33 protein-coding genes and 2 tRNA genes are annotated in these 21117 nt (G+C 63.1%); 5 read left to right on the top strand and 30 right to left on the bottom strand.

All coding sequences use genetic code 11. From position 1 onward, the window contains the following. Nucleotides 1-54: 54 nt before the first annotated feature. The 22 genes from rplO to tuf all read right to left on the bottom strand — a co-directional run bounded on the left by rplO (nt 55) and on the right by tuf (nt 11123). Nucleotides 55-528: a 50S ribosomal protein L15 gene (gene rplO, locus RFM52_RS24255; protein WP_320297973.1), complete on the bottom strand. Its 474-nt coding sequence runs from the start codon at nt 526-528 to the stop codon at nt 55-57. Between the two features lie 22 nt (nt 529-550). Further along, nucleotides 551-748, bottom strand: coding sequence for a 50S ribosomal protein L30 (rpmD, locus tag RFM52_RS24250; RefSeq protein ID WP_027170355.1), 198 nt, complete (start codon nt 746-748; stop codon nt 551-553). 25 nt (nt 749-773) lie between these two features. Continuing rightward, nucleotides 774-1337: a 30S ribosomal protein S5 gene (gene rpsE / locus RFM52_RS24245; protein WP_032933400.1), complete on the bottom strand. Its 564-nt coding sequence runs from the start codon at nt 1335-1337 to the stop codon at nt 774-776. 149 nt (nt 1338-1486) lie between these two features. Next, nucleotides 1487-1849 (bottom strand): 50S ribosomal protein L18, encoded by a 363-nt coding sequence (gene rplR, locus RFM52_RS24240; RefSeq protein WP_027170356.1) that lies wholly within the window; start codon nt 1847-1849, stop codon nt 1487-1489. 133 nt (nt 1850-1982) lie between these two features. Beyond that, a complete protein-coding gene (gene rplF / locus RFM52_RS24235) occupies nt 1983-2516 on the bottom strand; it encodes a 50S ribosomal protein L6 (RefSeq protein WP_320297974.1) in 534 nt (177 codons plus the stop codon). Nucleotides 2517-2606: 90 nt separating this feature from the next. Beyond that, nucleotides 2607-3005 carry a 30S ribosomal protein S8 gene (rpsH, locus tag RFM52_RS24230; protein ID WP_027170358.1) on the bottom strand — a complete coding sequence of 133 codons (399 nt, stop codon included), beginning with the start codon at nt 3003-3005 and terminating at the stop codon, nt 2607-2609. Nucleotides 3006-3017: 12 nt separating this feature from the next. Next, nucleotides 3018-3323 carry a 30S ribosomal protein S14 gene (gene rpsN / locus RFM52_RS24225; RefSeq protein WP_042642199.1) on the bottom strand — a complete coding sequence of 102 codons (306 nt, stop codon included), beginning with the start codon at nt 3321-3323 and terminating at the stop codon, nt 3018-3020. Between the two features lie 26 nt (nt 3324-3349). Further along, a complete protein-coding gene (gene rplE, locus RFM52_RS24220; RefSeq protein WP_320297975.1) occupies nt 3350-3928 on the bottom strand; it encodes a 50S ribosomal protein L5 in 579 nt (192 codons plus the stop codon). Next, complete coding sequence (gene rplX, locus RFM52_RS24215; protein WP_042642195.1) at nt 3921-4235, bottom strand: 50S ribosomal protein L24; 315 nt, start codon at nt 4233-4235, stop codon at nt 3921-3923. Before rplX ends, rplE begins: the two co-directional genes overlap by 8 nt. Nucleotides 4236-4247: 12 nt before the next feature. Continuing rightward, a complete protein-coding gene (gene rplN, locus RFM52_RS24210; RefSeq protein ID WP_006205457.1) occupies nt 4248-4616 on the bottom strand; it encodes a 50S ribosomal protein L14 in 369 nt (122 codons plus the stop codon). 82 nt (nt 4617-4698) lie between these two features. Then, nucleotides 4699-4938 (bottom strand): 30S ribosomal protein S17, encoded by a 240-nt coding sequence (rpsQ, locus tag RFM52_RS24205; protein WP_010909280.1) that lies wholly within the window; start codon nt 4936-4938, stop codon nt 4699-4701. Between the two features lie 11 nt (nt 4939-4949). Beyond that, nucleotides 4950-5150 carry a 50S ribosomal protein L29 gene (gene rpmC, locus RFM52_RS24200; protein ID WP_320297976.1) on the bottom strand — a complete coding sequence of 67 codons (201 nt, stop codon included), beginning with the start codon at nt 5148-5150 and terminating at the stop codon, nt 4950-4952. A gap of 12 nt (nt 5151-5162) precedes the next feature. Further along, the gene (gene rplP, locus RFM52_RS24195; protein ID WP_027170364.1) at nt 5163-5576 is read right to left on the bottom strand and encodes a 50S ribosomal protein L16; all 414 of its coding nucleotides are present in this window, start codon (nt 5574-5576) and stop codon (nt 5163-5165) included. A 27-nt stretch (nt 5577-5603) separates the two neighbouring features. Then, the gene (gene rpsC / locus RFM52_RS24190; protein WP_112129139.1) at nt 5604-6338 is read right to left on the bottom strand and encodes a 30S ribosomal protein S3; all 735 of its coding nucleotides are present in this window, start codon (nt 6336-6338) and stop codon (nt 5604-5606) included. Beyond that, nucleotides 6338-6727, bottom strand: coding sequence for a 50S ribosomal protein L22 (rplV, locus tag RFM52_RS24185; RefSeq protein ID WP_006205462.1), 390 nt, complete (start codon nt 6725-6727; stop codon nt 6338-6340). The genes rpsC and rplV overlap by 1 nt, the downstream gene beginning before the upstream one ends. Before the next feature lie 2 nt (nt 6728-6729). Continuing rightward, complete coding sequence (gene rpsS, locus RFM52_RS24180) at nt 6730-7008, bottom strand: 30S ribosomal protein S19 (RefSeq protein ID WP_015317982.1); 279 nt, start codon at nt 7006-7008, stop codon at nt 6730-6732. Between the two features lie 16 nt (nt 7009-7024). Further along, nucleotides 7025-7858: a 50S ribosomal protein L2 gene (rplB, locus tag RFM52_RS24175; protein WP_320297977.1), complete on the bottom strand. Its 834-nt coding sequence runs from the start codon at nt 7856-7858 to the stop codon at nt 7025-7027. A 22-nt stretch (nt 7859-7880) separates the two neighbouring features. After that, complete coding sequence (locus RFM52_RS24170; RefSeq protein WP_040983033.1) at nt 7881-8174, bottom strand: 50S ribosomal protein L23; 294 nt, start codon at nt 8172-8174, stop codon at nt 7881-7883. Then, on the bottom strand, nt 8171-8791 hold the full coding sequence (rplD, locus tag RFM52_RS24165) for a 50S ribosomal protein L4 (RefSeq protein ID WP_140784986.1): 621 nt from the start codon (nt 8789-8791) through the stop codon (nt 8171-8173). The genes RFM52_RS24170 and rplD overlap by 4 nt, the downstream gene beginning before the upstream one ends. Beyond that, on the bottom strand, nt 8791-9507 hold the full coding sequence (gene rplC / locus RFM52_RS24160; protein ID WP_095765515.1) for a 50S ribosomal protein L3: 717 nt from the start codon (nt 9505-9507) through the stop codon (nt 8791-8793). The genes rplD and rplC overlap by 1 nt, the downstream gene beginning before the upstream one ends. 62 nt (nt 9508-9569) lie before the next feature. Beyond that, complete coding sequence (rpsJ, locus tag RFM52_RS24155; RefSeq protein ID WP_006205468.1) at nt 9570-9878, bottom strand: 30S ribosomal protein S10; 309 nt, start codon at nt 9876-9878, stop codon at nt 9570-9572. 69 nt (nt 9879-9947) lie between these two features. Beyond that, nucleotides 9948-11123, bottom strand: a complete 1176-nt coding sequence (gene tuf / locus RFM52_RS24150; RefSeq protein ID WP_095765516.1) for an elongation factor Tu — start codon at nt 11121-11123, stop codon at nt 9948-9950. A gap of 227 nt (nt 11124-11350) precedes the next feature. Between tuf and RFM52_RS24145 the strand changes: the two genes are divergently transcribed. Further along, the gene (locus RFM52_RS24145; protein WP_320297986.1) at nt 11351-12238 is read left to right on the top strand and encodes a DMT family transporter; all 888 of its coding nucleotides are present in this window, start codon (nt 11351-11353) and stop codon (nt 12236-12238) included. An 11-nt stretch (nt 12239-12249) separates the two neighbouring features. Here RFM52_RS24145 and RFM52_RS24140 read toward each other — a convergent pair whose 3' ends face one another. Next, entirely contained in the window at nt 12250-13065 is an 816-nt protein-coding gene (locus RFM52_RS24140) for a sulfotransferase family 2 domain-containing protein (RefSeq protein ID WP_320297987.1), read from the bottom strand. Nucleotides 13066-13181: 116 nt separating this feature from the next. After that, complete coding sequence (locus tag RFM52_RS24135; protein WP_320297988.1) at nt 13182-13439, bottom strand: GlsB/YeaQ/YmgE family stress response membrane protein; 258 nt, start codon at nt 13437-13439, stop codon at nt 13182-13184. A 128-nt stretch (nt 13440-13567) separates the two neighbouring features. Between RFM52_RS24135 and RFM52_RS24130 the strand changes: the two genes are divergently transcribed. Next, a complete protein-coding gene (locus RFM52_RS24130) occupies nt 13568-14023 on the top strand; it encodes a YidB family protein (protein ID WP_320297989.1) in 456 nt (151 codons plus the stop codon). A 75-nt stretch (nt 14024-14098) separates the two neighbouring features. Here the strand turns inward: RFM52_RS24130 and RFM52_RS24125 are convergent. Continuing rightward, nucleotides 14099-14172 (bottom strand) — tRNA-Gly (locus tag RFM52_RS24125). Nucleotides 14173-14259: 87 nt separating this feature from the next. Continuing rightward, nucleotides 14260-14344: transfer RNA gene (locus RFM52_RS24120), tRNA-Tyr, on the bottom strand. 199 nt (nt 14345-14543) lie between these two features. Here RFM52_RS24120 and rlmB point away from each other — a divergent pair. Continuing rightward, complete coding sequence (gene rlmB / locus RFM52_RS24115) at nt 14544-15401, top strand: 23S rRNA (guanosine(2251)-2'-O)-methyltransferase RlmB (protein ID WP_320297990.1); 858 nt, start codon at nt 14544-14546, stop codon at nt 15399-15401. Between the two features lie 117 nt (nt 15402-15518). Here rlmB and RFM52_RS24110 read toward each other — a convergent pair whose 3' ends face one another. The 3 genes from RFM52_RS24110 to gcl form a co-directional block, all read right to left on the bottom strand. After that, nucleotides 15519-16436 carry a 2-hydroxy-3-oxopropionate reductase gene (locus RFM52_RS24110; protein WP_320297991.1) on the bottom strand — a complete coding sequence of 306 codons (918 nt, stop codon included), beginning with the start codon at nt 16434-16436 and terminating at the stop codon, nt 15519-15521. A gap of 107 nt (nt 16437-16543) precedes the next feature. Beyond that, nucleotides 16544-17341: a hydroxypyruvate isomerase gene (gene hyi / locus RFM52_RS24105; protein WP_320297992.1), complete on the bottom strand. Its 798-nt coding sequence runs from the start codon at nt 17339-17341 to the stop codon at nt 16544-16546. 23 nt (nt 17342-17364) lie between these two features. Next, entirely contained in the window at nt 17365-19146 is a 1782-nt protein-coding gene (gene gcl / locus RFM52_RS24100) for a glyoxylate carboligase (protein WP_320297993.1), read from the bottom strand. 203 nt (nt 19147-19349) lie between these two features. Here gcl and bhcR point away from each other — a divergent pair, with 203 nt between their 5' ends. Beyond that, nucleotides 19350-20171, top strand: a complete 822-nt coding sequence (bhcR, locus tag RFM52_RS24095; RefSeq protein ID WP_320297994.1) for an HTH-type transcriptional regulator BhcR — start codon at nt 19350-19352, stop codon at nt 20169-20171. Here bhcR and RFM52_RS24090 read toward each other — a convergent pair. Next, nucleotides 20168-20527 carry a hypothetical protein gene (locus tag RFM52_RS24090; RefSeq protein ID WP_320297995.1) on the bottom strand — a complete coding sequence of 120 codons (360 nt, stop codon included), beginning with the start codon at nt 20525-20527 and terminating at the stop codon, nt 20168-20170. The two genes, bhcR and RFM52_RS24090, sit on opposite strands and share 4 nt — an antisense overlap. A 283-nt stretch (nt 20528-20810) precedes the next feature. On the opposite strand from RFM52_RS24090, the gene RFM52_RS24085 reads away from it, so the two are divergent. After that, the gene (locus tag RFM52_RS24085) at nt 20811-21098 is read left to right on the top strand and encodes a hypothetical protein (protein ID WP_320297996.1); all 288 of its coding nucleotides are present in this window, start codon (nt 20811-20813) and stop codon (nt 21096-21098) included. The last annotated feature ends 19 nt before the right edge of the window (nt 21099-21117 follow it).

Here is a 21117-nt window from a genome sequence, read left to right as displayed (position 1 = left end):
GCGGTTCGACGGAAAATGCGAAGTCATCCCGGTCGGCCGCGCTTCAAATCGCCGTTACTCGGCGGCGGCCGCTTCCGGCAGCTTCACCGAACCGCCGGCCTTCTCGATCTTCTCGATCGCGGCCTTGGAGGCACCGGCCACGTCGAAGGAGAGCTTGGCCTTGAGCTCGCCGTCGGACAGCACGCGCACGCCGTCCTTGACGCGGCGGATGACGCCGGCGGCAACCAGGGCCTCGGCCGTCACGGCCGCCTTGGCGTCGAGCTTCTTGGCGTCGATCGCCGCCTGGATCTTGGCCAGCGACACAACCGCGAAGCTCTTGCCGAACAGGTTGTTGAAGCCGCGCTTGGGCAGACGCCGGTAGAGCGGCATCTGGCCACCCTCGAAGCCGTTGATGGCAACGCCCGAGCGGGCCTTCTGACCCTTGACGCCGCGACCGGCGGTCTTGCCCGAGCCGGAGCCGATGCCGCGACCGAGGCGCTTCCTGGAGTGCGTGGCGCCGTCCTTGTCACGCAGATCGTTGAGTTTCATCATTCTTCTCCTGCGCTTCCGTTCAGGCCTCGTCCACGACGCGGACGAGGTGCTGGACGGCGGCGATCATGCCGCGCACGGAAGGGGTGTCTTCCAGCGTGCGCCGCTTGTGCATCTTGTTCAGGCCGAGGCCGACCAGCGTCGCGCGCTGCTCCTTCGGCCGGCGGATCGGGGAGCCGATCTGCTCGACGGTGATGGTCTTGGTAGCTTTCTTGGCCATGGTCGAAATCCCTGGTCAGCGTCGACTATTCTTCAGCCGCAACGGCGGTGCCGCGGCGGGCCTGAAGGGTCGAGTACTTGATGCCGCGTGCGGCAGCCACATCCTTCGGATGCATCTGGCTCTTCAGCGCGTCGAAGGTGGCGCGAACCATGTTGTAGGGGTTCGACGAACCCATCGACTTGGCGACCACGTCATGCATGCCGAGCGTCTCGAAGACGGCGCGCATCGGACCGCCGGCGATGATGCCGGTACCCTGCTTGGCGGCGCGCAGCAGAACGCGTCCGGCGCCCCAACGGCCCTCGACGTCGTGATGCAGCGTGCGGCCCGAACGCAGCGGCACGAAGATCATGTCGCGCTTGGCCGATTCAGTCGCCTTGCGGATCGCTTCCGGCACTTCGCGCGCCTTGCCGTGGCCGAAGCCGACGCGACCCTTCTGGTCGCCGACGACGACGAGAGCGGCGAAGCCGAAACGACGGCCACCCTTCACCACCTTGGCGACGCGGTTGATGTGGACAAGCTTGTCCACCATGCCGTCGTCGCGCTCTTCACGCTCGCGGCCGCGGCCGCCTTCTCTACGTTCCTGTGCCATATCCTGTTCCTTGTTCTTTTCCGGAAGCACGGGTTGCTGTTTGCCGACGCCTCATGCGGGTCGCCAGCGGCGAATTTCTCCTTTGCATGATCTTGTCCGAAAAGTCTGCAACTTTTCGCTGCGCGGACCTCCCGGTTCGGGATCATGCATTAGAAGCTCAGACCACCCTCGCGGGCAGCCTCGGCCAGCGCCTTGACGCGGCCATGATAGATGTACGGGCCGCGGTCGAAGACGACTTCCTTGACGCCGGCCTTCGTGGCGCGCTCGGCGATCAGCTTGCCGACCGCGGCAGCGGCAGCGGTGTCGGCGCCGGTCTTGAGCGAACCCTTGAGGTCCTTCTCGAGCGTCGAGGCTGCGGCCAGCGTGTGGCCGTTGGCGTCGTCGATCACCTGGACGTAGATGTTCTTCGAGGTGCGGTGCACCGAAAGCCGCGGACGCTCGCCGGCGACCTTCTTCAGCTGGCGGCGCACGCGCTGCGCGCGGCGCTGGATGGTTTCTTTGGGGCTTGCCATAATGTCAGTTCCTTGCCTTCAGAAAACGGGGGCAACCCTGTGCGGTAGGCCAAGCCTCCCGCGGCCGCTCCCCGCGGCGTTACACTTCTCCGGCCCTTTCAGAAAAGTCTGTAACTTTCCCGGGCCAGGCTTATTACTTCTTCTTGCCTTCCTTGCGCACGATGCGCTCGTCGGAATAGCGCACGCCCTTGCCCTTGTAGGGCTCGGGGCCGCGATACTCGCGGATCTCGGCGGCGACCTGGCCAACCTGCTGCTTGTCGATGCCCGAGACCGTGATTTCGGTCGGCTTCGGCACCGTGATGGTGATGCCCTGCGGCGTCTGATAGACCACGTCGTGGCTGAAGCCGAGCGCCAGCTGCAGGTTCTTGCCCTGCAGGGCGGCGCGATAGCCGACGCCGGTGATCTCGAGCTTCTTCTCGAAGCCGTCCTTCACGCCCTGCAGGATGTTGACGATCTGCGTGCGCGACATGCCCCACTTGGAGCGGGCGTTCTTGGTCTGGTCACGCGGCTCGACGGAGATCTCGTTGTTCTCCATCTTCACCAGCACTTCGTCGTTCACCACGAACTTCAATTCGCCCTTGGGGCCCTTAGCCGTCACGGTCTGGCCGTTGACGGACGCGGTCACGCCCTGCGGCAGCGAAACGGGTTTTTTTCCGATACGAGACATTTTGTTGTCCTCGTCACTTCTTTCGTTTCAGGTTCCAGTTCCCGGGCGCGATCCCGAGAACCGAAGCCCATTCATCAATCTCTTGGCCGATCAGAAGATCTGGCAGAGGATCTCGCCGCCGACATTCTGCTCACGCGCTTCATGGTCGGCCATGACGCCCTTCGGCGTCGAAAGGATGGCGATGCCGAGGCCGTTGGCGACGTGCGGGATCGACTTGGCCGAGACATAGACGCGACGGCCAGGCTTCGAGACGCGCGCGATTTCGCGCACGACCGGGGCGCCGTCGAAATATTTCAGCTCGATCTCGATTTCCGACTTGCCGTTTTCGAAATCGGTCTGGCTGTAGTCGCGGATATAGCCTTCCGACTTCAGCACTTCGAGGACGCGGGCGCGCAGACGCGAGGCCGGAGTCGAGACGCTCGACTTCTTGCGGCCATAGGCGTTGCGGATGCGGGTCAGCATATCGCCGAGAGGATCGCTCAATGACATCTCAGTGTCTCCTTACCAGCTCGACTTGACCAGGCCCGGGATTTGGCCGGTGTTGCCCAGATCGCGAAGCGCGATACGCGAAAGCTTCAGCTTGCGATAATAGGCGCGCGGACGGCCCGTCACTTCGCAGCGGTTGCGGATACGGATCTTGGCCGAGTTGCGCGGCAGCGCCGAAAGCTTCAACTGAGCGCGGAAACGCTCTTCCATCGGCTTGGACTGATCCATGATGATGGCCTTGAGCGCCGTGCGCTTGGCGGCGTACTGATCGGCGAGCTTGCGGCGCCGGTTGTTCTTCTCGACTGAGCTGGTCTTTGCCATTTCAGATGTTTCCTTTTTCGCTGCCGTTACTGGCGGAAGGGGAAGTTGAAGGCCTTGAGCAGCGCTCTTGCCTCGTCGTCCGTCTTCGCCGTCGTACAAACGATGACGTCCATGCCCCAGACCTGATCAACCTTGTCGTAGTTGATCTCCGGGAACACGATGTGTTCCTTGATGCCCATGGCGTAGTTGCCACGGCCGTCAAAGCTCTTCGGGTTCAGTCCACGAAAGTCGCGAACGCGCGGCAGCGCGATGTTCACGAGGCGGTCGAGGAACTCGTACATGCGTTCCTTGCGCAACGTGACCTTGGCGCCGATCGGCATGTTCTCGCGCACCTTGAAGCCGGCAATCGAGTTGCGGGCGCGGGTGACGACGGCCTTCTGGCCGGCGATCATCGCCAGGTCCTCGGCCGCGACCGAGGGCTTCTTGGAGTCCGCGGTTGCCTCGCCGACACCCATGTTCAGCACGATCTTGTCGATGCGCGGAACCTGCATCTCGTTGTCGTAACCGAACTGCTCCTGCATCGCCTTGCGGATGGTCTCGTTGTAGACCTTCTTGAGGCGCGGCTCGTTCTTGGCAGTTGCCTGCTTGGTTTCAGCCTTAGCCATTGATGACTTCTCCCGAACGCTTGGCGACGCGCACCTTCTTGCCATCCTTCTGGATGGTGAAGCCGACGCGGGTCGGCTTGCCGTCCTTGGGGTCGGCCAGCGCGATATTCGACAGGTGGATCGGCGCTTCCTTGGTGATGATCCCGCCCTCTTGGGACTGGGTCTGCTTCTGGTGACGGCGAATGAGGTTCACGCCGCGGACGACCGCGGTGTCTTCCTTCGGCTGCACCGACAGGACTTCGCCCGAACGGCCCTTGTCCTTGCCGGCAAGCACGACGACCTTGTCGCCTTTTTTGATCTTTTGCATTGGTCCGGCTCCTTACAGCACTTCAGGCGCGAGCGAGATGATCTTCATGTGGTTCTTGGCGCGCAGCTCGCGCGGAACCGGTCCGAAGATACGGGTGCCGATCGGCTCTTTCTTATTGTCGACGAGAACGGCCGCGTTCTTGTCGAAACGGATCACGCTGCCGTCCGGGCGGCGGATGTCCTTGGCCGTGCGAACAACGACCGCCTTCATCACATCGCCCTTCTTAACGCGGCCGCGCGGAATGGCTTCCTTGATCGACACCACGATGATGTCGCCGACGGATGCATACTTCCGCTTCGAGCCGCCCAGCACCTTGATGCACATGACACGACGGGCGCCGGAATTGTCCGCGACGTCGAGGTTTGTTTGCATCTGAATCATGACTGGCCGCCTTCTTCTTTTCTAACGGGACGGGTGCTTCACCCCTCCCCGGTCTGTCCAAAATTCGGTTCGTTCGCCCGGATCAAGCCTGATCCGAAGAGACGACAATCCAGCGCTTGTCCTTCGAAATCGGCTTCGATTCCTGGATGAACACCTGGTCGCCGACCTTGTGGGCGTTGTTCTCGTCGTGCGCCTTGTACTTCTTGGTCATGCGCACGGTCTTCTTCATCACCGGATGGGTGAAGCGACGCTCGACCTTGACCACGACCGTCTTCTCATTCTTGTCGCTGACGACGGTGCCCTGCAGGATGCGCTTTGGCATGGTTCTCGTCCTTAAGCCTTCTTGGCCGCGGATTTTTCCGCGGCGATGGTCTTGATGCGCGCGATGTCCTTGCGGACCTGTCTCACGCGCGCGGTCTTCTCTAGCTGGCCGGTGGCCTTCTGGAAGCGCAGGTTGAACTGCTCCTTCTTGAGGGCTGCCAGGTCGTCGCTCAGCTGATCCTGGGTCTTGGTCCGGATGTCTTCGGCTTTCATGATCGCCTGTCCTTATTCTGCGATGCGCTGCACGAAGCGCGTCTTGACCGAGAGCTTGGCGGCACCGAGACGCAACGCTTCACGCGCGGTCTCCTCGCTGACGCCGTCGATCTCGAACATGATGCGGCCGGGCTTGACGCGCGCCGCCCAGTAGTCAACGGCGCCCTTGCCCTTACCCATGCGGACTTCGGTCGGCTTCGAGGTGACCGGCAGGTCCGGGAACACCCGGATCCAGACGCGACCGGCGCGCTTCATCTCGCGGGTGATCGCACGGCGGGCCGCCTCGATCTCACGCGCGGTGACGCGGTTCGGCTCAAGCGCCTTCAGCCCGAAACCGCCGAAATCCAGATTGGTGCCGCCCTTGGCGGTACCGTGGATACGGCCCTTGAACTGCTTGCGGAACTTTGTGCGCTTTGGCTGCAGCATCGTTCTAACTCCAAATTCTCAAATGTCTCAGGCGTTCTCGCGACGACGACCGCGTTCGCGCTCACCGCCGGCACCGCCGCCGCCATGCGCGGCATCACCTTCGGTCGCACGGCGCTCGGAAGCCATCGGGTCGTGCTCGAGGATCTCGCCCTTGAACACCCACACCTTGACGCCGCAGATGCCGTAGGCCGTGTTCGCCTCGGCCGTGCCGTAGTCGACATCCGCGCGCAGCGTATGCAGCGGCACGCGGCCCTCGCGGTACCACTCCATGCGCGCGATTTCGGCGCCGCCGAGACGGCCGGAGCAGTTGATGCGGATGCCTTCGGCGCCGAGGCGCATGGCCGACTGAACGGCGCGCTTCATGGCGCGGCGGAACGCGATGCGGCGCTCGAGCTGCTGGGCGATCGACTGGGCGATCAGCGTGGCGTCGATTTCCGGCTTGCGCACTTCAACGATGTTGAGATGCGTTTCGGACTTCGTCATCTCGGTCAGCTTCTTGCGAAGCTTCTCGATGTCGGCGCCCTTCTTGCCGATGATGAGGCCCGGACGCGCGGCGTGGATGGTGACGCGGCACTTCTTGTGCGGACGCTCGATCACGACCTTCGAGATCGCGGCCTGCTTGAGTTCCTTCTCAAGATACTTGCGGATCTTGAGGTCCTCGTGCAGCAGCTGGCCGTACTCGCCGGTGTTCGCGAACCAGCGCGAATCCCAGGTACGGTTGATGCCGAGACGCAGCCCGATCGGATTGACTTTCTGGCCCATTATGCGGCCTCCCCTTTTTCCTCGACTTCACGAACGACGATCGTGAGGTGCGAGAACGGCTTTTCGATACGGCTGGCGCGGCCCCGGCCACGAGCGTGGAAACGCTTCATGACGATCGACTTGCCGACATAGGCTTCCGCCACGATGAGAGCGTCGACGTCGAGGTCGTGATTGTTTTCCGCGTTGGCGATCGCCGATTCCAGCGTCTTCTTGACCGTGCCGGAAATCCGCTTGGCCGAGAATTCGAGGTCGGAAAGCGCTGTCGCCACCTTCTTGCCGCGGATCAGCGCGGCAACCAGGTTGAGCTTCTGCGGGCTGATACGGATCGTGCGCAGAACGGCACGAGCCTCGTTATCAGCAAGCCTGCGCGGAGCTTTGGCCTTGCCCATGATTATTTCCTCTTCGCCTTCTTATCCGCGCCATGACCGTAATAGGTCCGGGTCGGAGCGAATTCACCGAACTTGTGGCCGACCATGTCCTCGTTCACCGAGACGGGAACGTGCTTCTGGCCGTTGTAGACACCGAAGGTGAGGCCGACGAACTGCGGCAGGATGGTGGAGCGACGGCTCCACATCTTGATCACCTCATTGCGACCACCTTCACGAACCTTGTCCACCTTCTTGAGAAGGTAGCCGTCGATGAAGGGGCCTTTCCAAATCGAACGAGTCACTTGGCGTTACCTCTTCTTAGCTCTTGCGCTGATGACGCGAGCGCAGGATGAACTTGTCGGTCGCCTTGTTGGACCGCGTCTTCTTGCCCTTGGTCGGCTTGCCCCAGGGCGAAACCGGATGACGGCCACCCGAGGTGCGGCCTTCGCCGCCGCCGTGCGGATGGTCGACCGGGTTCATGGTCACGCCGCGATTGTGCGGGCGCTTGCCGCGCCACACGGTGCGACCGGCCTTACCGTCGTTGATGTTGCCGTGGTCGGGGTTCGACACAGCGCCGACGGTAGCCATGCAGGAGCCGTGCACGACACGCTGCTCGCCCGAGTTGAGGCGCAAGATAGCCATGCCCTGGTCGCGACCGACGAGCTGGGCGTAACCGCCAGCCGAACGGGCGACCTGGCCGCCCTTGCCCGGCTTCAGCTCGATGTTGTGGACGATCGTGCCGACCGGCATCGAGGCCAGCGGCATCGCGTTGCCCGGCTTCACGTCGACTGCTTCGCCGGCCACAACCTTATCGCCGGCGGCAAGACGCTGCGGGGCCAGGATGTAGGACAGCTCGCCGTCGTCATACTTGATCAGCGCGATGAAGGCGGTGCGGTTCGGATCGTATTCGATACGCTCGACCGTGCCGACGACATCGTACTTCTTACGCTTGAAGTCGATGATGCGGTACGAACGCTTGTGACCGCCGCCGATGAAGCGGGCCGTGATGCGGCCGTAGTTGTTGCGGCCGCCCGACTTGGTCAGGCCTTCTGTCAAGCCCTTGACGGGCTTGCCCTTGTAGAGGCCCGAGCGGTCGACGATGACCAGCTGGCGGGTGCTCGGCGTTACCGGGTTGAATTTCTTAAGTGCCATTGTCTTGTCCTCGCGGCCTTGCTCAGAGACCCGTCGCGACGTCGATCGACTGGCCGTCGGCCAGCGTCACAACCGCCTTCTTGACGTCGCCCTGGCGGCCAACGGTGCCGCGGAAGCGCTTGATCTTGCCCTTGCGGACGAGCGTGTTCACAGCCGTCACCTTGACGCCGAAGAGAGCTTCCACGGCAGCCTTGATTTCCGGCTTCGACGCCTTCTTGGCGACGTTGAAGACGACCTGGTTCTGCTCGGAAGCCATGGTCGACTTTTCGGTGATCGCCGGCGAGACGATCACGTCGTAGTGACGAAGGTCGGTCATTTAAAGCGCTCCTCGAGAGCCTCGACGGCGGCCTTCGAAAGGACCAGCGTGCCGCGGCGCAGAATGTCGTAGACGTTGATGCCCTGGATGGGCAGTACGTCGATGTTCGGAATGTTGGTCGCGGCCAGCTTGAAGTTCTGGTCAAGCTCGGCGCCGCCGATCACCAGGGCGTTGGTCAGCCCGAGCGTCTCGAGGTTCGCCACCAGCGCCTTGGTCTTGGCTTCGGTGAGCTTCAGCTCGTCGACGATGATCAGCGAAGAGCTCTTGGCCTTGGCCGAGAGAGCGTGCTTGAGGCCAAGCGCGCGGACCTTCTTCGGCAACTCATGCTCATGGCTGCGAACGACCGGGCCGTGTGCCTTGCCGCCGCCGCGGAACTGCGGAGCGCGAGCCGAATGGTGACGGGCGCGGCCCGTACCCTTCTGCTTGTACATCTTGGCGCCGGTGCGCGCGATTTCGGCGCGGCCCTTGGCCTTGTGCGTGCCCTGCTGCTTCTTGGCGAGCTGCCAGCGCACGACGCGCTGCAGGATGTCCTCGCGCGGGTCAAGGCCGAAAATCTCCTCGGAGAGCTTCACCTTGCCGGCGTCCTTGCCGCCCAGCGTTGTGATCTTGAGATCCATTATTCGGCTCCCTCAGTGGCCGGGGCTTCGTTCTTGGCGGCAGCGGCACGGATCGCGGCAGGCTTCGGCGCATTGGCCGGCAGCGCAACCTTGGCGGCGTCGCGAACCAGGATCCAGGCGCCCTTGACGCCGGGAACCGCGCCGCGGATCAGGATCAGGCCGCGGTCGGCGTCGGTCGAGACGACCTCCACATTCTGCGTGGTGACGCGGGTGTCGCCCATGTGGCCGGCCATCTTCTTGCCCTTGAACACCTTGCCGGGGTCCTGGCGCTGGCCGGTCGAGCCGTGCGTGCGGTGCGAGACCGAGTTACCGTGCGTGGCACGGCCACCGCCCATGTGGTGCCGCTTGATCACGCCCTGAAAACCCTTACCGGTCGAGGTGCCGGTGACGTCGACCTTCTGGCCGGCGACGAAATGCTCGACCGTCAGCTCGGCGCCGACGTCGATCATGTTGTCGGCGGAGACGCGGAACTCGGCGACCTTGGCCTTGGGCTCGACGGAGGCGGCGGCGAAATGGCCGCGCATCGCCTTCGACGTGTTCTTCACCTTGGCAAGGCCAACGCCGAGCTGGACGGCGGTGTAGCCGTTCTTCTCCTGCGTGCGCTGGGCCACGACCTGGCAGTTCTCCATCTGGAGAACGGTGACGGGAACGTGTTCGCCGGCATCGTTATAGATGCGGGTCATTCCCACCTTCTTTGCAATCACACCTGAACGCATCGGTTCAATTCCTTTAGAGTTCCGGGCCAGGGGCACCGCCCCTTACCGCGCTCTCAATTCCCTTAGAGCTTGATCTCGACGTCGACACCGGCGGCCAGATCGAGCTTCATCAAAGCATCGACCGTCTGCGGGGTCGGATCGACGATGTCGAGCAGACGCTTGTGCGTGCGCATCTCGAACTGCTCGCGGCTCTTCTTGTCGACGTGGGGCGACCGGTTGACCGTGAATTTTTCGATCCGCGTCGGCAGCGGAATGGGGCCGCGAACGTTGGCGCCGGTGCGCTTGGCGGTCGACACGATTTCGCGCGTCGAGGCGTCGAGCACCCGGTGGTCAAACGCCTTAAGGCGGATGCGGATATTCTGTCCGTTCATGCGTCAATTCCTTGTTCTGGCGCGGCGCGGGCAGCTCCCGCGCCCGCGACAGATCGGTTTCAGTCCAAATTACTCTTTGATGGTGACGACGATGCCGGCACCGACGGTGCGGCCGCCTTCACGGATGGCGAAGCGCAGCTTCTCTTCCATCGCGATCGGCACGATCAGCTCGACGTCGACGGTGATGTTGTCGCCAGGCATCACCATCTCGGTGCCGGCCGGCAGCGTCACGATGCCCGTCACGTCCGTCGTGCGGAAGTAGAACTGCGGACGGTAGTTGGTGAAGAACGGCGTGTGACGGCCGCCCTCGTCCTTGGTCAGGATGTAGGCTTCGGCCACGAACTTCTTGTGCGGCTTCACCGTGCCGGGCTTGGCCAGAACCTGGCCGCGCTCGACACCTTCACGGTCGACGCCGCGCAGCAGCGCGCCGATGTTGTCGCCGGCCTGGCCCTGGTCGAGCAGCTTGCGGAACATCTCGACGCCCGTGCAGGTCGTCTTGGTGGTCGGACGAATGCCGACGATCTCCAGTTCCTCGCCGACCTTGACCACGCCGCGCTCGACGCGGCCGGTCACCACCGTGCCGCGGCCCGAGATCGAGAACACGTCCTCGATCGGCATCAGGAACGGCTTGTCCAGCGGACGAACCGGCGTCGGGATGTAGGCGTCGACCTGAGCCATCAGCTCGCGGATGGCGTCCTCGCCGATGGTCTTGTTGCTGTCTTCCAACGCAGCCAGCGCCGAACCCTTGACGATCGGAATGTCGTCGCCGGGGAACTCGTTCTTCGACAGAAGCTCGCGAACCTCGAGCTCGACCAGCTCCAGAAGCTCGGCGTCGTCGACCTGGTCGACCTTGTTCAGGAACACAACGATCGAGGGCACGCCGACCTGGCGGGCAAGCAGGATGTGCTCGCGGGTCTGCGGCATCGGGCCGTCGGCGGCCGAAACAACCAGGATCGCGCCGTCCATCTGCGCGGCACCCGTGATCATGTTCTTCACATAGTCGGCGTGGCCGGGGCAGTCGACATGGGCATAGTGACGGTTGGCCGTCTCATACTCGACGTGCGCCGTCGAGATCGTGATGCCGCGCGCCTTCTCTTCCGGCGCCGCGTCGATCTGGTCATAGCGCTTGTATTCGCCAAAATACTTCGTGATCGCCGCCGTCAGCGACGTCTTGCCATGATCGACGTGACCGATCGTGCCAATGTTCACATGCGGCTTGGTGCGCTCGAATTTACCTTTTGCCATAGTCTCTTTCCTTGGACGGCCTTGACCTTCAGTTCAGTCGAATGCGGGGCGATTAGCGACAACGGCCGAAAAACACAAGTGCCTTGTGGCCGAGCGGATTCCCGCCGACCCGAACAAATGGTCGATTTCAGGGGGATATGGCGCGGATATAGGGGTGCCGTGCGTAAAATCAAAGGCTCCGGGCTGGCCCATTGCCGCCGCCGCGCCGCTCTGATCTTGTTCGCCAAATGCAGTTCATTCCATCCAATATCCGCGCTCCGCTGTTCATGATCGTCTCGACGGGGTCCTACCTCATCAACGACACGATGATGAAGCTCGCGACCGCCGGGCTGCCGCCTTATGAAGTGCTCCTGTTGCGGGGTGCTGCCGCCACGCTGTGGGGCGTACCGCTGCTTCTGATGCTGGGCTATGCGAGGCAGATCCCCCTGCTCTTCGAGCGCAAGGTGCTGCGCCGCAACCTGTTCGAGCTCCTGGCAATCCTTTGCTATGTCGTCGCCCTGGCCAACATGCAGATCGCGGATTCCACCGCGCTCGGCCAGGTCACGCCGCTCATCGTGCTGGTCGGCTCCTCAATGCTGTTCGGCGAAAGGATCGGCGCCACGCGCATGGCGCTGATCGGCCTTGGCTTTGTCGGAGCGCTGATGGTGGCGCAGCCGACCATGCAAGGTATTTCGGTCTATGCGCTGCTGGCGCTCGGCAACGCCGCCTTCGCGGCGGTGCGCGACCTTGCCGGCCGCAAGGTGGGCGCCGAGGTGCCCGGCATGATCGTCGCCATCTCGGCTGTCGTGGTGGTGCTGGTCGGCTCAGGTGCGGCGCATCTCGTGTCCGAGCAATGGGTGATGCCGGAAGGACGTCATCTGTTGCTTATCGCCGGAGCGGGCCTGTTCCTGATCTTCGGCCATTTCTTCATCTTCATGGCCTACCGGGTAGGCCCGACAAGCGCGGTCGCGCCCTTCTATTACTGCTTCACCGTCTGGGCTGTCATTTCGGGCTTGCTGGTGTTCGGGCAGTTCCCCAACGCGCTCGCCGTCTGCGGCATCCTTTTGGTCATGGCCAGCGGCCTGACGATCGTCTCGCTCGACGAACGCAAGCGCCGGCTGGCCATGGTCGCCTAGCCGTTACCGCATCACCCAACGCGCTTTACCGTACTCTTCAGCGGGCGCTGCACCAAGAAATCAACGAAGTTGCGCAGCGTTCGCGGATAGACGAGGCGGCCGTCGCGCAGCGCCGTGGGATCGCCCTTGACATGCAGCGTGGAGGTTTCGGCGGGATCGCCATCGGGAATGCCGCCCCATCTTGCCGAATCGTAGTAATCGACCAGGAAGCCATAGTCGTAGCGGCAGAAGCGCATGGCCTTCGCCAGAGCGGCCGGTGACAGATCCGACGGGCTGACCTTGTGTCTGGCCGTCTGCAATCGAGGCATGCCGACTGTTTTGCCGCTGACGGAGGACAGGAAATCCGCAACCTTGTCCATCTCCTCGAACCTGAAGACATGCTCGAACAGAAACAGGCTGGAGCCGACAAAACAGCGGGGCGAGGCGACGTGGAACTGGATCTCCCACGAGCATGCGCTGTATTTTTCGACATTCAGGACAAAAGTATCGAGATCCGGATCGGACGGTAGCCCGAAGCTCGCGAGCATTTCAGCCTTTGCCGAGGGCCGGGTCAGGACGTTGGCGTCCAGTATCCTGCTGGAATAGGCGGATAGAAGCCGCTCAAGCGGGTCGCGGACGATGGTGAACTTGCCGCCCATCCCATCATAGACCGGCGCGAAGGGATCGACCCAATTCGTCGCCAGATGAGTGTGGACCTCGTTGTCCGGATCCGCGGCAAGCGCGGCGTGTTTGTCGCCAAGCGCCATGAGCGCGTATTTGATGCTGCTGGTGCCGCTTTTCGGAATTGGATAGTAGGTAACGGCAAGCCCTTCGATCTGCACCGCCATTGCCGAACTGCCCCGCCTGACGATCCAAAGCAAACCAGCCGGCCACGGCGCGCCCGCGCGGCCGGCCCTAGACAAGTCCATCGGCGGCAGCCTTTCAGCTGCCGCGCATTGGTTCCTTACAGCGTGCGCTTGCCGGAGATCTGGTGATAGGCCCAGAGCACGACGATCGAGCCGATCACGGCCACGATAAGGCTCCAGATATTGAGGCCGGTGACACCCGCCGAGCCGAAGGCGCTGAAGATCAGTCCGCCAACGATGGCTCCGACAATGCCGAGCACGATATCCATGATCATGCCCTCGCCGGTCTTGTTGACGATCTTGCTGCCGATGAAGCCGGCGATAAGGCCCAGAATAATCCAGCTGATGATGCCCATAATTCCCTCCAGTTTCCCCGCCGCGCCATCATGGTCACATGATTGTCAAAAGCTCAAGACAGCTTGAAATTCGTTCCGTTTGCGCCATTCTGAGGCGGGGCGGACTTGGCTGGACAAGGAGATCCACGATGGGCCTTTTCGACAACGCCGTTCCGGGCGGCAATATCACCAAACCCCTGATGATCGCGCTCGGCGCGCTGCTGGTCGGCAAGATGCTGAGCGGCAGAGGCGAAGAGGCGGCCGCGCCGCAAGCGCCGGCGCCGACGCCTGCGGGAACCGACACGTCCGCCGATGGCGGCCTGCTTGGCGGTCTCGGCGGACTGCTCGACAAGCTGAAGGATGCCGGCCATGGCAACGTCGCCGACTCCTGGGTCGGCACCGGCCAGAACCAGTCAATCAACCCAGGCGATCTCGGCTCGGCGCTCGGCCCGGCGGTGATCCGCGAGATCGCGCAGCGCACCGGCATGAACGAGCAGGAATTGCTGCAGCAGCTCTCCACGGCGCTGCCCGGTATCGTCGACAAGCTGACGCCGAACGGCCAGATCCCGCAGAACCATCAGGTCGCTTCGGCCTTCAACAGCTAAGCGGTTGGAAGAAAGGCAATGCGCTGCGCGCTACGGCGCGCGGCGCTTTTTATGCGAATGGCAGGGCAGGAAATCTGGAGCGGGTAGCGGGAATCGAACCCGCATATTCAGCTTGGAAGGCTGCTGCTCTACCACTGAGCTATACCCGCGCCTTACACTGAAGTACCGGATTCACCCGAAAAGCGCCATGCACTTTCGGTCCGAGACTTGTTCGTTCAGGGCTTCCGGGCCGGCAGTGGTGGAGAGGGTTGGATTCGAACCAACGTAGGCTAAGCCAACGGATTTACAGTCCGTCCCCTTTAACCACTCGGGCACCTCTCCAGTCTGCCGCCGGAGCCATGCAACGAGGCATTTTCGCCAATCCGGAGCCCGAGTTAGATCTTCTCCGAAATCAGCGAAGCGCCTTATGGCGGCAAGGCCGGTGGGTGTCAACCGGCGCGGCGAGGGTTTTTCGAGTATGTCCGGCATTCATTTCCACAGCCCATATCCTTAGCCGGACGAGACGGCTATAGAGGCCGCCATGAGCGACGATAAAAGCAACAAGCCCGGCACACGCAAGGACACCCATTACGCCAAGCTTAGGCGTGCGCATCGCGATCAGAAGGCGGGCGGCGCGCCGGTATTCCGGCCGCGCCAGCCGGTGCCGCCGGGCGAAGCACCCACCGACGGACTGGTGCGGCTTTACGGCCTGCATACCGTGCGGGCCGCGCTCGACAATCCGCGCCGCAAGATCAGAAAGATGCTGGTGACCCGCAACGCCGCCGAGCGGCTGGCGATAACCGACCTTGCCGCCCTGCCCTTCAAGGCAGAACTGGTCGAGCCGAAGGACATCGACAGGATCACCGGATCGGACGCCGTGCATCAAGGCGTGCTGATCGAGGCCGAGCCGCTCAAGCCGAAGCGTCTCGACGCGCTCGGCGACACCAGGTTGGTGCTGGTGCTCGACCAGGTGACGGACCCGCACAATGTCGGCGCGATCCTGCGTTCCGCGGTCGCTTTCGGCGCCGGCGCACTGATCACGACCGCCCGCCACAGTCCGCAGGAATCCGGCGTGCTGGCAAAATCCGCCTCGGGCGCGCTGGAACATATCGATCAGATCGAAGTGAAGAACCTCGCCGATGCGCTGGAGCAGTTGCACGAGGCCGGCTTCCAGACGATCGGGCTCGATTCCGAAGGGCAGGCGGAGCTCGAAAAAACCTTCGACGGCGATAAAATCGCGCTGGTGCTGGGCGCTGAAGGCAAGGGCCTGCGCCAGAAAACCCGCGAGACGGTAACCGCGCTGGCCCGCCTCGACATGCCCGGCGCGATCCACTCGCTCAACGTGTCGAATGCGGCGGCGGTGAGCCTCTACGCGGCAAACGCATTCCTGAAGCGCTGAGCCCAGATCCGTGCCTGGGCATCGAAGCGAAAACGGGCTCCAGCGATGACGCAGGAACCCGTTCTCTGACAGGAAAAGAGCAGGCGGCGTGGGAACGTTGAGCCGCCCTCTCCTGACCTAAGCTGCCTTGCCTTCGGTTTGCGCTGCCTCCCCACCTACCTCATGCGCCGCCATCCGCTCCAGCGCCCTGACCAGCGCCGAGTGGTCCTCCTTGCCGCCGCCATTGGCGGCGCAGGAATTGAACAGTTGCTGCGTGGTCGACGTGTTGGGCAGTGACACGCCGAGCACCTTGGCGCCCTCAAGCGCCAGGTTGAGGTCTTTCTGGTGCAGTTCGATGCGGAAGCCCGGCGCGAAGGTGCGCTTGACCATGCGCTCGCCATGCACTTCGAGGATGCGCGAAGCTGCGAGCCCGCCCATCAGCGCCTGACGGACCTTGGCGGGGTCGGCGCCGGCCTTCGAGGCGAAAACCAGCGCTTCGCCGACGGCTTCGATGGTCAGCGCCACGACGATCTGGTTGGCGACCTTGGTGGTCTGGCCGACGCCGTTCGGGCCGACCAGAGTGATGTTCTTACCCATCTTCTCGAACACCGGCCTGGCGCGCTCGAAGGCCTTGTCCTCGCCGCCGACCATGATGGTGAGCGATGCCGCCTTGGCGCCGACCTCGCCGCCCGACACCGGCGCGTCGAGATAGTCGCAGCCGAGATCGTTGATTTTTTGGGCGAATTCCTTGGTCGCGATCGGCGAGATCGAGCTCATGTCGATGACGAGCTTGCCCTTGGACAGGCCAGCGGCGACGCCGTTCTCGCCGAACAGCACGTCGGCCACCTGCGGAGTATCCGGGACCATGGTGATGATGATGTCGGCGGCCTTGGCCACGGCGTCGTGGCCAGTGGTGGTCTTCAGGCCCTTGGCAATGAGATCGGCCGGCGGCTTCGAGCGGTGATCGCTGGCGATGACGTGATAGCCCGCGTCGAGAAGATGCCCCGCCATTGGCGCGCCCATGATGCCGAGGCCGATGAAACCGATGGTTTCCATTGATTTGCTCCGTCAGTATTTGTTGAGGCTGCGTTCCTTCGCGCCCCTCTCTGGCCTGCCGGCCATCTCCCCCTCTTGGGGGGAGATGGCAGCTTCGACGCCGGCTCTTAAGCTGCCGCACTCCCCCGCCCGGCGAATTCGCTGAACCAGCCGAGCCCGGCTTCCGTGCCGGCCTTGGGCTTGTATTCGGCGCCGATCCAGCCGGAATAACCCAAACGGTCAATGTGGTCGTAGAGGAAGGGATAGTTGATCTCGCCCGTCCCCGGCTCGTGACGGCCGGGATTGTCCGCAAGCTGGATATGCGCGATGCGGGGCAGGTTCGCCTCGATGGTCCGGGCGAGATCCCCCTCCATGATCTGCATGTGGTAGATGTCATATTGCAGGAACACGTTCTTCGAGCCGATGCGGTCGATCAGCGCCAGCGCCTGGTCGGAATAATTCAGGAAGAAGCCGGGGATGTCGCGGGTGTTGATCGGCTCGATCAGCAGCCTGATGCCGGCCTGTTCCAGCTTTTCCGCCGCGAAGGCGAGGTTTTCGGCAAAGACGTTTTCCAGCACCGCTCGGTCGGCGCCCTGCGGCGCGATGCCGGCCAGGCAATTGATCTGCTCGCAGCCCAGCGCATGGGCATAGGTGATCGCCTTGGCGACTCCCTGGCGGAATTCCGGCACGCGCTCCGGTAGCACGGCGATGCCGCGCTCGCCCTTCGCCCAGTCGCCGGCCGGCAGGTTGAAGAGAACCTGGCTGAGGCCGTTCTTCTTCAGGCGCGCCGCGACGACGTCAGGCGCATGGTCATAGGGGCCGATATATTCGACGCCCTTGAAGCCCGTGCGGGCGGCGGCATCGAAACGATCGAGGAATTCGTGCTCGCCGAAGAGCATCGAAAGATTGGCTGAAAAACGCGGCATTTTTTTCTCCTTTTCCGCTCAGCTTAATCCAACATCACTATAGCTGTAGGAGCATCCTCATGGCTTTCGGCAAGATCTTCGAATTCCGTGATCTTGTCGATTTCCGTGCCCATGGAAATGTTGGTGACGCGCTCGAGGATGAATTCGAGGACGACCGGGACCTGGTGCTCCTTCATCAGCCGCTGCGCCTCCTTGAAGGCGCCGGCGAATTCCTCGGGCTTCCTCACGCGGACCGCCTTGCAGCCCATCGCCTCGGCGACCGCGACGTGATCGACGCCGTAGCCCGCCTCCGGGTCGCCCGCGCGGTTGACGTTCTCGAAGGCGAGGCTCACCTCGTAGTCCATCGAAAAACCACGCTGCGCCTGGCGGATCAGGCCGAGATAGGCGTTGTTCACCACGACGTGGATGTAAGGCAGCTTGTGCTGCGCGCCGACAGCCAGCTCCTCGATCATGAACTGGAAGTCGTAATCGCCGGAAAGCGCGACGATGTCGCGATCCGGATCGGCCGCGCGCACGCCGAGCGCCGCCGGCAGCGTCCAGCCGAGCGGGCCGGCCTGGCCGCAATTGATCCAGTTGCGCGGCTTGTAGACGTGCAGGAACTGCGCGCCGGCGATCTGCGACAGGCCGATCGTGGTGACATAGGTGGTGTCGCGGGCAAAGGCCTTGTTCATCTCCTCATAGACGCGCTGCGGCTTGAGCGGCACCTGCTCGAAATGCGTCTTTCGCTTCATCGTCTTCTTGCGCTGCTGGCACTCCTTGGCCCAGCCCGACCAGTCGCGCAGCTTGCCGGCCGTGCGCCATTCGGTGGCGACGTCGAGCAGGATCTTCAGCGCCGCCCCCGCATCCGAGACGAGGCCGAGATCCGGCGCGAAGACGCGGCCGATCTGGGTGGGCTCGATGTCGACGTGGATGAACTTCTTGCCCTTGGTGTAGACATCGACCGAGCCGGTGTGGCGGTTGGCCCAGCGGTTGCCGATACCGAAGACGAAGTCGGCGGCAAGCATCGTCGCATTGCCGTAGCGGTGCGAGGTCTGTAGGCCGCACATGCCGGCCATCAACCGGTGGTCGTCGGGGATCGAGCCCCAGCCCATCAGCGTCGGGATGACCGGCACGCCGGTGACTTCGGCGAACTCGATCAAAAGGTCGGAAGCATCGGCGTTGATGATGCCGCCGCCGGCGACGATCAGCGGCTTTTCCGCTTCGTTGAGCATTGCGAGGGCCTTCTCGGCCTGGGCGCGCGTGATTGCCGGCTTGAAGGGAGCGAGCGGCTCGTAGGCGTCGATATCGAATTCGATCTCGGCGAGTTGCACGTCGAGCGGCAGGTCGACCAGCACCGGGCCCGGCCGCGAGGAGCGCATCAGATGGAACGCCTTCTGCAGCGTCATCGGCACCAGATAGGGCTCCATGACGGTGACGGCCCATTTGGCGACGGGTGCCGCGATCGAAGCGATGTCGACGGCCTGGAAATCTTCCTTGTTGAGGCGCGCGCGCGGCGCCTGCCCGGTGATGCAGAGGATCGGGATGGAGTCCGCTGAAGCCGAGTAGAGGCCGGTGATCATGTCGGTGCCGGCCGGACCGGAAGTGCCGATGCAGAGCCCGATATTGCCGGCTTTGGCCCGCGTATAGCCTTCGGCCATGTGCGAGGCGCCCTCGACATGGCGGGCGAGCACGTGGCGGATGGTGCCGCGGGCCTTCAGCGCCGAATAGAGCGGGTTGATCGCAGCACCGGGCACGCCGAAGGCATTGGTGATGCCTTCCTTTTCGAGAACGAGAACCGCTGCGTCGACAGCGCGCATCCTGGCCATGACAAGCCTCCATTTCGTTGGTTGGCTTGATAGTGACAGCGCGCTTTTGATTTTTCAATTTTTTCAGAATATTTTTTCATTTATAGAAAACACCGATTACTACCTGATTTAATTTCATTTTTCGTTTTCCAGAAAACCCGCAGCGACAACCACTGAAAAACTTTTTCATTGCATCCAGCGTCAAATCGGCGAGAATGCCGCCCATGGAAACGACGGAAAAACGCCAGCGCGGCCGGCCGCGCGCCTTCAACGGTCCATCCGAAGCAGCGTCGGTGCAGTCGCTCGACCGGGCGCTGCGGATCCTCGCGATTGTCGCCGAGGCCAGCGGCCTGTCGCTCAGCGAAATCGCGGCGCAAAGCGGCATTGCCGCCTCCACCGCCTATCGCATGCTGACGACGCTGGAGAACCACGGCATGGTCGAATTCGACACAACCGACCAGCTCTGGTCGGTCGGCGTCGAGACCTACCGCATGGGCGCGGCCTTCCTGCGCCGGCGCAAGCTCGTCGACCGCGCCCGCATCGTCATGCAGGAGCTGATGGAAAAGACCGGCGAAACCGCCAATCTGGGTGTCGCCGAGGACGATTGCGTCGTCTTCGTCAGCCAGGTCGAGACACATCAGGCGATCCGCGCCTTCTTCCGGCCGGGCACGCGCAGCCCCTTCCATGCTTCCGGCATCGGCAAGGCGGTGCTGGCGCATCTCGAGCCGGAACGGGTCGCGGCCATCCTGCGCAAGGCAGGCCTGCAGCGCTACACCGACAAGACGCTCTCCGACATCTCGGCACTGGCGCACGACCTTGCGACCATCAAGCGCCGCGGCTGGTCGGTCGACGACGAGGAACGCCACCCCGGCATGCGCTGCGTGGCCGCCGCCATCTTCAACGAATATGGCGAGCCGATCGGCGGCGTTTCGGTGTCCGGCCCGACGGTGCGGGTCACGCCCGAGCGGCTGGCCGAGATCGGTCCGATGGTGCGCGACGCGGCGGTCGAGGTGACGAAGATGATCGGCGGCGTGAAAGCGTATTAGGACGCGCCCGGCAAGGCGCTCTTAGCCGAAATGTCGAAGAAATCGAGCAGGATGGCCAGCCCAACGCCACAGGCCGCCAAGATGAGGCCGGCGATGAATATCCGACTGGCGCGGTCATGAATGCTTCGCTGGAGGGATTTGATGTCGAGCAGAATGGCAAGCGCCCGGATCTGCAGCGCAATACCGACCAAGATCGGCAGGACGGCAATCAGATGGTAGGTCTGCCAGGGGATCGGGTTGGCCGCCCAATGCGTGATGAAGCCTAGCGAAAACGCAAGCAGGATGCCGACGATGGTGATGGTGCCGTTGCGGAAAACCGGTTCGACCCGTTCTTCCTTGGGATCCTGCTGGTCCATGCCACCCTCCTTGGCGCCAAAGCCAGACTAATCGTTTGCAAAATCGCTGTACATCGCTGGTTGCTTGGCAGGAGCCCCAGGCGTTAGCCAGGCCGGACCGCCGGGCTTGAACGTCTTGCCGGAGCGTCGGGATGCATGCGAAAGGGCACGGATGCGGAAAACAGTTTACCTCCTATCCGCCGCTTCGCTTTGCGGATGCGTGGCGGCGGCACCGGCGCCGGTCGAGCCCATAGCTGGCCCCAGCGGCAACCCGCTGGTCGACCCCGTTCCGATCTCGTTGGCGATGGAAGAGATCATCACCGCCGGCGTCCGCCAGCATTTGAAAAACCCCATCTCCGCCAAATTTGGAACGATGCTTGCCGGCGAGCGCAGTTTGAACGGCCGCCACGAAATCGTGGTGTGCGGCTATGTGGACGACAAGGGCTCTCCCGGCGGCAACGAGCCTTTCATCGGCAAGATCTATCCCGATACCGGGAACAGCTTCGAACTCGTCGCGATAAACGACGTCTCGGTCAGCGGCGCCTGCAAGGCGGCGGGATTGGCGATGCCGGAGCTGAAGCCCAATTCCTAAGTCGGCGAGGCAGGAAAGT

Origin of the sequence: Mesorhizobium humile (assembly GCF_033977215.1) — a bacterium.
GTDB classification, from domain to species: domain Bacteria; phylum Pseudomonadota; class Alphaproteobacteria; order Rhizobiales; family Rhizobiaceae; genus Mesorhizobium; species Mesorhizobium humile.
The sequence above is the reverse complement of the archived record's forward strand: the minus strand, read 5'-3'. Positions and strand labels throughout refer to the sequence as shown.